This is a genomic window from Pedobacter zeae, assembly GCF_014196715.1.
In the GTDB taxonomy this organism is placed as follows: domain Bacteria; phylum Bacteroidota; class Bacteroidia; order Sphingobacteriales; family Sphingobacteriaceae; genus Pedobacter; species Pedobacter zeae.
Map to the genome: position 1 here is coordinate 456,544 of NZ_JACIEF010000003.1, position 13,132 is coordinate 469,675.

11 protein-coding genes are annotated in these 13,132 nt (G+C 40.4%); 5 read left to right on the top strand and 6 right to left on the bottom strand.

Going from position 1 to position 13,132, the window contains the following annotated elements:
• The first annotated feature begins 568 nt into the window (after positions 1-568).
• Positions 569-1,459 carry a pirin family protein gene (locus GGQ60_RS15015; RefSeq protein WP_183765925.1) on the top strand — a complete coding sequence of 297 codons (891 nt, stop codon included), beginning with the start codon at positions 569-571 and terminating at the stop codon, positions 1,457-1,459.
• On the opposite strand, the gene GGQ60_RS15020 is transcribed toward GGQ60_RS15015, so the two are convergent.
• A complete protein-coding gene (locus GGQ60_RS15020; RefSeq protein WP_183765927.1) occupies positions 1,456-2,646 on the bottom strand; it encodes a hypothetical protein in 1,191 nt (396 codons plus the stop codon). The two genes, GGQ60_RS15015 and GGQ60_RS15020, sit on opposite strands and share 4 nt — an antisense overlap.
• Entirely contained in the window at positions 2,643-3,266 is a 624-nt protein-coding gene (locus GGQ60_RS15025) for an RNA polymerase sigma factor (protein WP_183765929.1), read from the bottom strand. Before GGQ60_RS15025 ends, GGQ60_RS15020 begins: the two co-directional genes overlap by 4 nt.
• A 192-nt stretch (positions 3,267-3,458) precedes the next feature.
• On the opposite strand from GGQ60_RS15025, the gene GGQ60_RS15030 reads away from it, so the two are divergent.
• Positions 3,459-4,319 carry a hypothetical protein gene (locus GGQ60_RS15030; protein ID WP_183765931.1) on the top strand — a complete coding sequence of 287 codons (861 nt, stop codon included), beginning with the start codon at positions 3,459-3,461 and terminating at the stop codon, positions 4,317-4,319.
• A gap of 56 nt (positions 4,320-4,375) precedes the next feature.
• Here the strand turns inward: GGQ60_RS15030 and GGQ60_RS15035 are convergent, their stop codons facing one another.
• Both GGQ60_RS15035 and greA read right to left on the bottom strand, forming a co-directional pair.
• The gene (locus tag GGQ60_RS15035) at positions 4,376-4,774 is read right to left on the bottom strand and encodes an HIT family protein (RefSeq protein WP_183765932.1); all 399 of its coding nucleotides are present in this window, start codon (positions 4,772-4,774) and stop codon (positions 4,376-4,378) included.
• A gap of 84 nt (positions 4,775-4,858) precedes the next feature.
• A complete protein-coding gene (gene greA, locus GGQ60_RS15040) occupies positions 4,859-5,332 on the bottom strand; it encodes a transcription elongation factor GreA (RefSeq protein WP_039472782.1) in 474 nt (157 codons plus the stop codon).
• A 310-nt stretch (positions 5,333-5,642) separates the two neighbouring features.
• On the opposite strand from greA, the gene GGQ60_RS15045 reads away from it, so the two are divergent.
• Positions 5,643-7,523, top strand: coding sequence for a M1 family metallopeptidase (locus GGQ60_RS15045; protein WP_183765934.1), 1,881 nt, complete (start codon positions 5,643-5,645; stop codon positions 7,521-7,523).
• Positions 7,524-7,597: 74 nt separating this feature from the next.
• Here GGQ60_RS15045 and GGQ60_RS15050 read toward each other — a convergent pair whose 3' ends face one another.
• Together GGQ60_RS15050 and GGQ60_RS15055 are read right to left on the bottom strand one after the other, a co-directional pair.
• Entirely contained in the window at positions 7,598-8,065 is a 468-nt protein-coding gene (locus tag GGQ60_RS15050) for an OsmC family protein (RefSeq protein ID WP_183765936.1), read from the bottom strand.
• A gap of 196 nt (positions 8,066-8,261) precedes the next feature.
• Positions 8,262-9,188 carry an NAD(P)-dependent oxidoreductase gene (locus GGQ60_RS15055; RefSeq protein ID WP_183765938.1) on the bottom strand — a complete coding sequence of 309 codons (927 nt, stop codon included), beginning with the start codon at positions 9,186-9,188 and terminating at the stop codon, positions 8,262-8,264.
• A 215-nt stretch (positions 9,189-9,403) separates the two neighbouring features.
• Here GGQ60_RS15055 and GGQ60_RS15060 point away from each other — a divergent pair, with 215 nt between their 5' ends.
• Positions 9,404-11,893, top strand: a complete 2,490-nt coding sequence (locus GGQ60_RS15060) for a TonB-dependent receptor (RefSeq protein ID WP_183765940.1) — start codon at positions 9,404-9,406, stop codon at positions 11,891-11,893.
• Between the two features lie 201 nt (positions 11,894-12,094).
• Positions 12,095-12,649: an NUDIX domain-containing protein gene (locus GGQ60_RS15065; protein ID WP_183765942.1), complete on the top strand. Its 555-nt coding sequence runs from the start codon at positions 12,095-12,097 to the stop codon at positions 12,647-12,649.
• Positions 12,650-13,132 lie beyond the last annotated feature (483 nt).

Consider the following 13,132-nt stretch of genomic DNA (forward strand, 5'->3'; position numbering starts at 1 on the left):
ACGCAAGACAGAAATCACGGAGTTAATTAATTCTTTGCTTGTCCGTTAGGATGAGTAATCTTTTCAGCCGGCAAAACAATCTTGATTTCCAGTAAGTGTCAGAGTTACATATAATCCTGAATTTAGTCCTTATCTATCTTTTATAGAAGTACCGATAAGAATAGAATTTTTCCTTATCGTCAGGAAAGCAATATCTGCAATACTTCGGTTACTCCAGCCCCGCCCTTTGCTTAATCCGACTGGAAAAGTCGGGATAACGCTGCCGGTCGGGTTTATTTAACTTTTGACAGCAGCACTTCTGCGGCTACCTAAACCTGATCTAAGCGGGATGCCAATTTTCTTCAACTTGGCAGAAGCGGGAGCGGGACTGCTGTTGGCTAAAAGCTTCTGCACCTGCTTTCCAAATAAAATTGAGCGCAAAATTTGGTCGCTTGAAGCCCAGAATAGCAAAGTATCGAAACACTCAACCAGCAGTAGGCCCTTCGACGGGCTCAGGCTGCAATTCTGCTTTTATGATATCAATCCCAGCCTTTTTCCTTAAATTCACCACATTAAAATTGATTATCCCATGTCGAACATTAAACTCATTATAGAAGAAAGGCCTGCAAATATTGGTAATTTCATGGTTGGCAGGCTCCTCCCTTTCAGAGAGAAACGGATGGTAGGACCATTTTCCTTTATTGACCATATGGGTCCCGCCGCGATGAGCGATCATGAGAACCTCGATGTTCCACCCCATCCGCATATCGGCTTATCTACTTTAACCTTTTTGTTCGAGGGCGAAGTTGCACATAAAGACAGTTTAGGATCAGATATTGTGATTAAACCCGGGCAGGTAAACTGGATGACATCAGGCAGCGGTATTGTACACTCAGAAAGAACACCGGAATACCTGCGTCATTCCGATAAAATGTTACATGGTTTACAGATCTGGGTGGCTTTACCGAAGGCCCTGGAACAAATGGAACCGGAATTTTTCCACGTAGAAGCTACCGATATCCCGGCATGGGAACAGGATGGTGTTGCTGTTAAATTAATTGCAGGAGAAGCTTTTGGCCGTAAATCACCGGTACCTGTTTATAGCCCGCTGTATTTTTTAGAGTTAAAAAGTACCGGTCGCCAAAAGGTAAATATCGGCAGTTCTCTCTTCGGGGAAAGTGCGCTGTATATTTTAGAAGGTGCTATTGAAAGTGATGGGCATATTTTCGAACCCCGCCAGATTTTAATAGCCAACGATGCCAAACTCTGCGAATTTACCATGCACGCCAATACCACGGTTTACATTTTCGGTGGCGAACCTTTTCCCGAAGAGCGCTTTATTTATTGGAATTTTGTGGCCTCTGACAGGGAATTAATCGAAAAAGCAAAGCAAAAATGGTTAGCACAAAGTTTTAAACCCGTACCAGGCGAGACCGATTTTGTGCCTTTGCCCGATTCAACCAAAAATATTAAGCATTAATTCTTTTTAAATAGGTTCATATTTACCGAAATGGCCACTCCGGTTGACGATAACCTCGAATTTCCGTAACCAATATCTGTTAGTGGGATTTTCATAAAAGGTTTAGCGCTGATGCTTAAATTATTATTTATTTTATGTTGAAACTCTAGGCCAACATTAGCAATACCCAGATAATGCTGGTTCTGGTTTCTTACTGTATAATCTTTTGGTCCCTTGTAAGCAGCTCCATCATATGAATAGGTGTATTGCTCTTTTAACATTAAATAGCTGGATAGGCCGGTACTTACCGAAATCGAATTTCTCCGCCCATTAAAAATTTTATAATTCACGTTTAAAGGAATATCGATCACATCACAGTTGGCATGGATATTTGATGGCGTAACACTAAAAACATATGTCGTATTGGGTTTGTATAAGCTAAAATCCGAATCGTAAATTTTCTTGGCATAAACCGCTCCGGTAGTAATGCTTATCCTTTTTGTAACCGCATAAGTTGCTTCTACCCCAAAACCACCGCTTAAACTACTTTGTCCGGATTTTTGCACACTGGTTAAATCCGGTGCAGCTAAAATACTCAGTACAAATCTCGATTTTTGCTTCACGGCAAGAGGTTTCATCCGATCAGGCTTGCCTGTTTCTACCTTGGTGCTTAAAGGCTGTTCCATAAACTCAACCTCATTAATTGTTGGGCTCAGCTCTGGCTTAAACCGTATGCCGGCCAGCATATTACCATTATTTTCTAAAATTTCTTTTGTTTTTTGCCCATTTTCTACATTTGGAGCAAAAATATCCTTGTTATCCTGTTTATGGCCTTCTTCTGTGCTTCTTCTGTTGATGGATAATGGGTTTTGAGCTACATTTACTCCCCTATCAACTTGTTTTTCAGGCACCTCATTTGGCTTTACAGCATTATCGCCCGATTTTTCAATATTATTTTGGTTTCTGTTACCTGTTTTGCTCCGGGCTATCGTCTCAATTTTACCGTTCGGTTTAATTAATAAAAATACGATCAGTAACATGGCTGCAATTCCGGCCGCTGCAGCATACCAAAACAAAGGTATCCCCCTTCTTTTTGGTGCCGGATGCAATCTTTCCTCCAGATTATCCCAATCTAAATCATTAAAAGGCAGATCAGGGTTTTCCAATCCGTCTTTAAATAATTTATCTATATCTTTTCCCTCTTTCATTGCATGTTTGTGTTTAGCCTTACCTGTAAAAGGTGCCTGTCTGTTTCCGAACCCCCAACCTGGTAAGTTTTTGCATCGGTAGCTTTTAGCATTTCCTGTAATTTCTGCCGGGCCTTAAACAGGTTCGACTTTGATGTTCCGATAGATATTCCAAGCATCGCCGCTATTTCTTCATGATTATAACCATCAATTGCATAAAGGTTAAAAACCGTCCGGTAGGCAGGGCTTAGGTTTTGGATCAGGGCTAACAGATCCTGGTAAGCCAGTTTATCGTAGATTGAGTTTGCCTGCGCAATATTTTCATGATCGTGTATATCTATATGATCTGCAAATTTTAAATTGGCGCGGTAATAATCAATGGCAGTATTGGTTATGATGCGGCCCAGCCAGGGCATAAAAGCCTTCGAAGATTCATATTTAGCTATATTTTTGAAGGCTTTAAAAAAGCCGTCGTTCAATATTCCCGCAGCATCCAGCCTGTCATTTGCATACCGCAAACAAATCCCCATAGCAAAGCTATAGAAATGTTTATATAGTGCTTTCTGACTATCTCTTTCATTTCTAATACAGCCTTGGATATACTCTTGTATAATATCTTCACTATCGCGGTTAGCGGTCACAAAGTTCTCCTTTCAAAACACATTACGATGAAGAACAACGAAAGGTTGCCCCAAAAATTACTTTTCTAAAAATATTTTACATTATTCATTTTGGTTTAAAAATCTTCGTTCTGCAAGCAACCATTTACAACTTGGGGGCGTAATAGCGGCATATCAATTTTTATTAAAGTTAAAACTAAAAACAAAAATCTTATGCTAAGCGACTTAAAAAAGAATCTATTGGCTGTTAGCTGTATAGCCATGGTATTTACTGCATGTAAGAAAAATAGTTCAGACGAGCCTACAACACCGCCTGCAAACAACAATAAAGGAATCCAATTGGCAACCGATGCCAAATTCGGATCAGTACTGACGGATAAAGATGGTAAGACCTTATACTTTTTTGCCTCTGACGCCGCTGGTGTGCCAACCTGTGTTGGCGGCTGCGAAACAGCCTGGCCGCTTTATTATTCTGCTGATGCCAGTACCGATTTAAACCTGAACAAAGCGGAAGTTGGTGAGGTAACCCGGGCCGACGGGCGTAAACAAAGCACTTACCGGGGTTATCCGCTTTATTATTATGCCGGTGATGCTGCAAAAGGCGATATTAAAGGTGACGGGGTTGGTGGAATATGGTTTGTAGCAAAACCTGATTATTCGTTAATGCTGGCCAATGCGCAGTTGTTTGCAAACAACACTAATTACACCAGCACTTATGCCGTAGGTACTGGCAACACCATTTACCTGACTGATAGCAAAGGTCGCACCTTATATGCTTTTGCACCAGATAAAAATGGCGTAAATACTTATACAAAGAGCACTACACAGGAAGGTATCTGGCCGGTTTATGAATCTGAAGTACTAAGCGTGCCCTCGGCTATTGCAAAGGCTGATGTTAGCGTAATTACTGTAGCAACAATAGGCAAAAAACAGTTAACTTATAAAGGATGGCCATTATACTACTGGATATCAGATGTAAAAAGAGGCGATAACCTGGGCATCGTAATTGGTAAAGGTCCGGGTTTAACCTGGCCTGTATTACAATTGAATGCTACTGTTGCTCCGGCACAATAAAAGATTTGAGTTAGGCGGGTAGAATGGTCGGCTGATGTTTTCACAGCCGGCCTTTTTTATACCTCCAGCAAGGCCTGCCTGATTTTTTCAGCTGCCTCAGCCAATTCTTCATTTGTTGGCTTTAATTTTTCTTTACTGAAATTCATATCGCTTACGTTATTCATTGGAATTAAATGAATATGTGCATGCGGAACCTCCAGTCCAATTACCGAAACGCCTACTTTTTTGCATGGAAAAGCTATTTTTACACCTTTTGCTACAATTTTAGCGAACATCCATAAACCAACATACAGGTCTTCGTCCATATCGAAGATATAGTCCACTTCAATTTTCGGAATTACCAGTACATGGCCTGCGGTTAATGGCGAAACATCTAAAAATGCTAAATATTCTACCGTTTCAGCAACCACATGTGCAGGAATTTCGCCTGCAACAATTTTTGAGAAAATAGTCATTTAAGGTATAGGGTTTAGGGGTATAAGGCTTAGGTTTTTATAGCGGAGTGTAGGCCTTAAGCCTTAAACCCTCCGCCTTTTACCTTATCTCGAAATCTCGAGTACTTCGAACTGCATTTTACCTGCAGGCACTTCAATTTCGGCAAATTCGCCTACCGATTTACCCAACAGGCCTTGTGCAATCGGCGATTTAACCGAAATTTTTCCTGTTTTTAAATCTGCTTCACTTTCTGCAACCAACTGATAGGTCATGGTCGCACCGTTTTTAACGTTCTTTATTTTAACAATGGATAGCGCAAGCACTTTTGATAAATCCAAACGCGATTCATCAATCAAACGTGCATTCGCTAACGTGTTCTGTAATTTCGCTATTTTCGCTTCGTGCAAACCCTGCGCCTCTTTTGCCGCATCGTATTCTGCATTCTCCGATAAATCACCTTTATCCCTCGCTTCTGCAATTGCTTTAGATATTAGCTGACGACCGGTGGTTGTTAAATAATGAACTTCTTCTTTTAATTTATCTAACCCCTCTTGGGTGTAGTATGTTACCTCTGTCATTGCTCTATTAATTTTATTCAAACGCTATAAAAAACAAACAAGACTATATAGTTGGCTTGCTACATAGTCTTGCTTCAATTATAACGAAGATAAAATGTGGAAATTACAAAAGCAAATAAATACTCATGATTTTTACGATTTAAGGATTAATCAGGCTTAATATTCCCTGATAGCTTAGATAAATGGCGGGGATATTACCAGGGCCTGTCCATAAACGGATATGGCTTTATATTCCAAAAACATAACATTTTACTCATACACACATTTAAAATTCATTAATTTTACTTTTAACTTAAATTATTCTTTAAAAATGAAAAAATTATTCTCTGTTGCCCTGCTTGTTTGTTTGAGCGGCTATATTGCTTCTGCCCAGGAACTTTATATGCCCAGGAATATTAAAGCGGCATATGCCAGCGGTACACGTGCCATAAACGGAAAACCCGGCCCAAATTATTGGCAAAACCATGGCAAATACAATATGGATATCAAGGTAGATGCCGAAACGAAAGTGGTAAGCGGTAAAGAAGAAATTTTATACAGCAACAACAGTCCCGATACCTTAAAAACCCTGGCCATCCGTTTTGTAAACAACCTGCATAAACCAACCTCGCCAAGAGGTGGCGCGGTAAGTGAAGATTTTTTGAGCACTGGTTTAAACATCGCAGCTTTTTCGGTTGATGGCGAAACATATAAAGTTGATAGCAAAAGCTGGGGAACAGTGGGTAGGGTAACGCTGAAAAAACCTTTATTGCCAAAATCGAAGATTACGATTAAAATAGAGTGGGATTATCCCCTATCAAAAGAAAGCGGCCGCGAGGGGCAAATTGATCCAAACTCTTTTTTTGTAGCTTATAGCTATCCACGTATTTCGGTGTACGATGATTATAATGGTTGGGATCGTATTCCACACACCGATAGAGCAGAATTTTATAACGATTTTAACGACTATGAATTCTCGGTTAAAGCACCGAAAAATTATGTCGTGTATGCAACAGGCGATTTCCTCAACCCGGATGAGGTGTTGCAACCGGAAATTTCTGCCCGTTTAAAAAAATCATATAATGGTGATGAAATAATCCATATTGCTACCGGGGAGGAAATGAAAAACGGTAAAGTAACACAGCAAAAAGATTGGAATACCTGGAAATTTGCGGTAAACCACATTACCGATGTTACTTTTGCCATGAGCAACCACTACGTTTGGGACGGTGCAAGCGTTATTGTAGATAAAAAGACCAACCGCCGTGCAAGTGCCCAGGCCGCCTATAACCCAACCACCGGAACAGATTTTATCAACTCGGTTAAATACAATCTTAATGCTTTAGATTGGTTCTCGAACAACTGGCCGGGAATTCCTTACCCATATACTAAAACAATTGCTTTTCAGGGTTTTGCCGATATGGAATATCCAATGATGGTTAACGATTCACAATTCGGGGATCCTGTTTTCGCGCAGTTGGTACAGGACCACGAAGTGGCGCATACTTATTTTCCTTTTTATATGGGGATTAATGAAACCCGTTATGCCTATATGGACGAAGGTTGGGCCACTACTTTCGAATATTTAATTGGCATTGCCGAGCATGGCAAACAGGCTGCTGATAATTTTTACAAAAAATTCAGGGTTAACAGCTATATCAGCGATAAATCTACTGAAGAAGACCAACCTATCATCTCGATGTCAGATCAGGTTTCGGGAGTGGGTTATGGTAATAACTCTTATGGAAAAGCCTCATTATCCTACCTGGCACTTAAAGATCTGTTAGGAGACGACTTATTTAAAAAAGCGCTTCATACCTACATGAGCAACTGGAATGGTAAACACCCAATTCCATGGGATTACTTTAATTCAATGAATGCAGGCTCCGGGCAGAATTTAAACTGGTTTTTCCAAAATTGGTTTTTCACAAACAACTATCTCGATTTAGCCATTGGCAAAGTAACGCCAGCAAAAGGAAAATCGACCCTTACGGTTAAAAATGTGGGTGGATTTGCCATTCCATTTGATGTTTTGGTTACTTACTCTGATGGGCAGACCGAAACCATCCATAAAACCCCGGCAGTTTGGAAAGCAAATCAAAAAGAGGTCAATGTAACGATTAATACAGCCAAAAAAATAAAATCAATTACTTTAGATAACGGTATTTATGTAGATGCTACGCCTAAAGACAACGTTTGGGAATTGAAATAGCAAATAGTTTATAATTTTCAGTTGGGAGTCTGATACAACTGCCAACTGAAAATTGTTAATGGAGAAACTGAAAACTAATAACTGAGAACCGGCTCGTGTTTAACCGGAAAATTTAATGAATTGGCAATGAAGCACATTTTATTAGCCTCTTTATGCAGCGCTTCTGCCAGTTCGTAATGTGCGCGGTCAGCAATTAAAACCTGAGGATGCAGGGTAACTTCTCTAAAACGGCCACTTCCATCAGCCGATTCTTCCATGGTACCTACCGCCTCATCTTTATAATCGATTACGACGATCTCGTTTTTAGAGCACAGGTGTAAATACCAGAGCATGTGGCAGCTGGATATCGAAGCCAGCAAAAGATCTTCCGGGTTATATTTAGATTTGTCGCCCAAAAAAGCAGAATCAGATGAGCCATAAATATCGGCTTTACCCTTTACAGAGATTACATAATCGCGATCGTAGGAACGGTAATCCATTGTACCCGAGCCTCTATTGCCCGTCCAGGTTACAGTAGTTGAATATGAGTGATCTTTCGGCATGATAAAATTGGTTAGATTGTATAGCCAATTTAAGAAATAAAACTAACTTTTTTAAAGGCCTTCCGCATTGAAGACCATCAGCTGTAAATGTTAATCTTCTCGTTTAAATACTCATGCTAATAAAGGCTCTGCAAATTGGATATGCCCCCGCCACTAAACTTCAGAATGTCTCGGTCAACCTGCAGTGGCTTGCCCGCTAAAAATTAAGCCCCTTTAACTTTTCGGCTAAAACCTCCGAAATCTTACGGTACGAATCGAACGTCCAACCGCCAACATGTGGAGTTAAAATAACCTGATCATTATTCTTTAATTCATCGTACCAGGACTGTTCGCCCAAAGCCGGGAACTTTTCGGTTTGCAGCACATCCAATCCTGCCCCTAAAATCTTTCCGTTTTTAATGGCATTAAGTACTGCCGTGGTCTTAACAATCTCTCCTCTTGCCGTATTGATAAAGAAAATGGGCTTTTTAAAATGGAAGAAATATTCGTCATCTACCATCTGTTTGGTTTCTGCGGTTAAAGGGATATGCAAACTCAGCACATCGCTGTGTTTCACAATCTCTTCCATGCTTACCTCACGCACAAAAGCATCAGAAAAGCCGGTTTTATATTTATCGTAAGCCATTACATCTGCTTCGAAACCAGCCAGTTTTTTGGCAAAGCTCTGCCCCATAAAACCATAACCGATAATGCCGACTTTTTTGCCTTTCAATTCGTAACCGCGGTTTCCTTCACGGTCCCACACTCCATTCCTGATTTCTATATCAGCCCTGCGGAAGTTATTCATTAACGATAAAAGCAAACCTGTTGCATGTTCGCCAACTGCATCACAATTGCCTTCAGGAGCATTAATCAGTTCAATATTTCTTTCAAAAGCAATCTTATCGTCAATATTATCCAATCCGGCCCCTGCCCTCGCTACGAACTTTAGGTTTGGGGCTGCAGCAAAAATTTCGGCATCGATCCGAAATTTCGTCCGAACGGCAATGCCGGTATAATCTTTTATTTTATCCAGTGTTTGTTGACGTGTAATCTGTGGTTCATCATCAACCTGGTAGCCCATAGCAATGGCCTGCTCTTTAAACGCCGGGTGTAAATCATCAACAATTAATATCCTCTTCATAATGAAGCAAAAGTAACATTTGCAAACTGTTCAATAGTCATATTCTTTTCTTGTTTTAACAAAATAATACGGATTACCACGGCAAGGCGGGAAACAATACCCACAAAAATATTACTATAAAATGGCTGTAATAAAATGGTTACGGCGGCTTAATTAAATATAGTTGCCGTTACTTTGTCTCCCTTTATAAAAACGATGCAAATTTTAATTTCTTAATGAGACTTTTACAATTAAAAACAATACAGGTAACCCTTTTACTTTTGAGCTTATCTTTTGGCCTTTTCGCGCAAACAGGCGGAAAAGCAAAAATTACCGGAGTACTTAAAGACGCAAAAACACAAGAAACCATTCCGTTTGCTACAGCAGTTTTAATTGATAAGGCTACCGCCAAAAACGCAAAAATAGTGCAGACCGATGTAAACGGTGCTTTTGTAATGGCCGATATCCCTGCCGGTACCTTTACCTTTAAAATAAGTTTTGTGGGTTACCAAACCATGGTGAGGGATAATATAGCCATCACCAGTGCTACAGGCACGTTAAACTTTGGCGAAATCAAGATGAATGCTGCAAAAGGCAATGTACTGAGCGAAATCACTGTAACGGGCCAAAAACAGGGCATGCAGATGGGTATCGATAAAAAGATTTTCGCAGTAGACCAGAGCGTTATCAGCGAGGGCGGTTCGGCAAGCGATTTATTGCAGAATGTTCCTTCTGTTTCTACCGATATGGACGGCAATGTGAGCCTGCGCGGATCAACCGGGGTAAAAGTTTTAATTGATGGAAAACCTTCTTTAATTGCAGGTGGTAATGTGGCACAGATTCTTCAGTCGATACCCGCCAGCTCTATCGAAAGTGTGGAGGTTATTACCAATCCGTCAGCCAAATATGATGCAGAAGGCCAGTCGGGTATCATCAACATTGTGTTAAAGAAAAACACCAAACTTGGTTTTAATGGTTCGGCAGCCCTAACCGCCGGTAACCGCAATAATTACAATGCCAACACCAACTTAAGTTTTCAAAACAGTAAGGTTAATATTTACGGGAACTATGGCTACCGTTATGGAAACCGGGTTGGAGGTGGTTTTCAGGACATTACCTATAAATCAGACTCGTTAAGAACAAGGTTTGCCAGCCAAAACACAGTTTCCGGTTCATTGGATAAAGGACACAATGCCAAAGCGGGTATCGATTATTACTTAGCACCAAAAAGCGTAATCAGCCTATCGGGTGGTTTTAACTCAAGAGATAATGAGCGTAACGACCAACTCAACATCAGGCAACTAGATAAAAACCAGTTGCCGGTTCTACTAAGCAACAGAACCAATAACACCGATGGTTTCGGAACAAGTTATGATGCCAATCTGGATTACGTACAGAAGTTTAACAAACCTAAGGAAGAACTAACCTTTAATTTCGGTTACTCTTACGGGACCAACAACAGCAATCAGTATTATAGCACCAATACCACCAACCGCAATGGAGTACCCATTGATGAAACCTTAAGTTTGCAGCGCGTATTTAATACCGGCAACAACACCAATTACAATATCCAAACAGATTATGCCTTACCTGTAGGTAAAGCGGGTAAAATTGAAATGGGTTACCGCAGCCAGATCCGTTTAGGGGAAAACGATCAGTATGCAGATTCGATCTTAACCAATAGCAGTATCTATATCACTAACAACAAGCTGATCAATGGCTTTAACAGTAAAGATCAGGTGCATGCCCTATATTTCAATTACCAGAACCAGATTAAAGATTTTGGTTATCAGATAGGTTTAAGGGGAGAAGATGCACGTTTAGATACGCATTTAGAAGGCTATTCGAACAATGTATTAACCGCTGCCGAAGGAAATATCCATTACAAAAGAATATATCCAAGCGTGTTCTTAACCCAGAAACTAAAAGGCGATAATCAGCTTCAACTGAGTTATACCCGACGTGTAAACCGTCCACGGCCATGGGATACCAATCCATTTTTAGATGTTTCTGATCCATTAAACTACAGAGGCGGTAACCCAAATTTATTGCCGGAGGATGTACACTCTTTTGAGTTAGGTTATAGCAAATACTGGGAAAAAGTAACCTTAACTTCAAGCCTGTATTTCCGTCAGACCAACGACGTGATCCAGCGCGTAAGAAGCACACCGGTTAACGGGATCATTACTTCAACCCCTCAAAACTTATCGCACCAAATTAATAGCGGACTAGAATTAATTGGCCGCTTTGATCTGGTTAAAGCGCTAAACTTTACCACTAACGTAAATTTATATCAGGCTAAGTTTGCCGGAGATGCGAGATTTGATATCCCATCAAGCAGTGGATTTAGCTGGAATGCCAACCTCACCGGAAATTTAACGGTAGTTAAAAATTTATCGTTACAGGTGCGCGGCGACTACAGGGCGCCGGAAGTTATGGCACAGGGAAAACGCAACGCCATGTACGGAATTGACGGCGGAGCCAAATACGATTTCCCAAATAAAAAGGCATCTTTAAGTTTTAATGTCAGGGATGTGTTTAACACCAGAAGATGGAGTATGACCACCGAAGACCGGTCAACAATTGTTGATTTTGAACGCCAGTTTCAGGGAACTATGGGAAATTTAACCTTCTCTTACCGTTTTGGAAAAACAACTTTTACTGGTACAAATAAAAAGAAAAAAGATGATCAACAGGACAACCGTCCTGATGAAGGGTCATTTTAATAGCCAAAGGGCTGTATCATAAATATAGCTCATCAATCGTCATTTGACCGCAGTGGAGAAATCTTTAACATTAGTTTAAAGATTTCTCCTTTTTCGCGATACCCCAGTTGCACCTGGTTGGGGTACAAATTTTTCTACATAAGCCAATTGAAGAAATCTTCGTTAACCATCATAAAATAGATCATTTCTTATCTTGCAGGCATGGAAGAGACCAACCCCTGGAAAACGCTTGAGAGCGATGTAAAATACGACAATAACTGGATCCGTTTAACCGAACACCAGGTGATTAATCCCTCTGGTGGGCAAGGCATTTACGGTACTGTTCATTTTAAGAACCTGGCCATCGGAATCCTTCCTTTGGACGAAAACTACAATACCTGGCTGGTTGGCCAATACCGGTATGCACTTAATGCCTACAGCTGGGAAATTCCTGAAGGCGGAGGCCCGTTCCACGAAGCGCCATTGGAAAGTGCCAGAAGAGAATTACTGGAAGAAACGGGAATGAGCGCCAAAAACTGGAAAGAGATACAAAGAATGCATCTTTCCAATTCAGTAAGCGACGAATTAAGTATCATCTATATTGCCACCGGCCTTATTCAAGGCATTGCCATGCCCGAAGAAACAGAACAACTCGCTATCAGAAAACTTACCTTTAACGAAGCTTATCAAATGGTTTTGGATGGAACGATTACCGATTCGGTGAGCGTTGCTGCAATTTTAAAAGCAAAGCTGATGATCATAAATGGCGAATTGTAATAATCACCAAAGGTTCCTAACCGAACATAAAAAATTGCATATTTTTTTTACCCGGGATATGTCCCGATGGGACCTCATTAGTCAATCTTTTTGACCATACAAACAGCGGGATTAATCTGGATTTTTAAACCCACTAAACCGCTGTTTCTTGGCTTATTTAAGCTCGGGCCGGAATAACAGGCATTAGCATTTCAGACAAAGCGTTGAAACTAAAATTGATATATTGTTCCATAGGAACAATCCCCCTCCGGTAGAAAAACAATTCAATTAATTATTTCGCTCCAGAGGAGCGTTTGATATTGATTTAATTTAGCCATAACCAACAGGTTATCCAATATATCCAAAATCAAGAACAGCACCATAAAAGCAAGACCTTTTTGGAAGAATACACCAATTATTAAAAATGTTTGAGATTGAATATGAAGAAAAATACATCTTCAAAGAACCAGAATAATTTATTATTATCTTTGCCTTCTATTAAAT

Excerpts from the sequence above, each read along its gene's own strand:
- GGQ60_RS15015 (WP_183765925.1), top strand. The coding sequence starts at position 569 with ATGTCGAACATTAAACTCATTATAGAAGAAAGGCCTGCAAATATTGGT.
- GGQ60_RS15020 (WP_183765927.1), bottom strand. The coding sequence starts at position 2,646 with ATGAAAGAGGGAAAAGATATAGATAAATTATTTAAAGACGGATTGGAA.
- GGQ60_RS15030 (WP_183765931.1), top strand. The coding sequence starts at position 3,459 with ATGCTAAGCGACTTAAAAAAGAATCTATTGGCTGTTAGCTGTATAGCC.
- GGQ60_RS15035 (WP_183765932.1), bottom strand. The coding sequence starts at position 4,774 with ATGACTATTTTCTCAAAAATTGTTGCAGGCGAAATTCCTGCACATGTG.
- greA (WP_039472782.1), bottom strand. The coding sequence starts at position 5,332 with ATGACAGAGGTAACATACTACACCCAAGAGGGGTTAGATAAATTAAAA.
- GGQ60_RS15045 (WP_183765934.1), top strand. The coding sequence starts at position 5,643 with ATGAAAAAATTATTCTCTGTTGCCCTGCTTGTTTGTTTGAGCGGCTAT.
- GGQ60_RS15050 (WP_183765936.1), bottom strand. The coding sequence starts at position 8,065 with ATGCCGAAAGATCACTCATATTCAACTACTGTAACCTGGACGGGCAAT.
- GGQ60_RS15055 (WP_183765938.1), bottom strand. The coding sequence starts at position 9,188 with ATGAAGAGGATATTAATTGTTGATGATTTACACCCGGCGTTTAAAGAG.
- GGQ60_RS15060 (WP_183765940.1), top strand. The coding sequence starts at position 9,404 with ATGAGACTTTTACAATTAAAAACAATACAGGTAACCCTTTTACTTTTG.
- GGQ60_RS15065 (WP_183765942.1), top strand. The coding sequence starts at position 12,095 with ATGGAAGAGACCAACCCCTGGAAAACGCTTGAGAGCGATGTAAAATAC.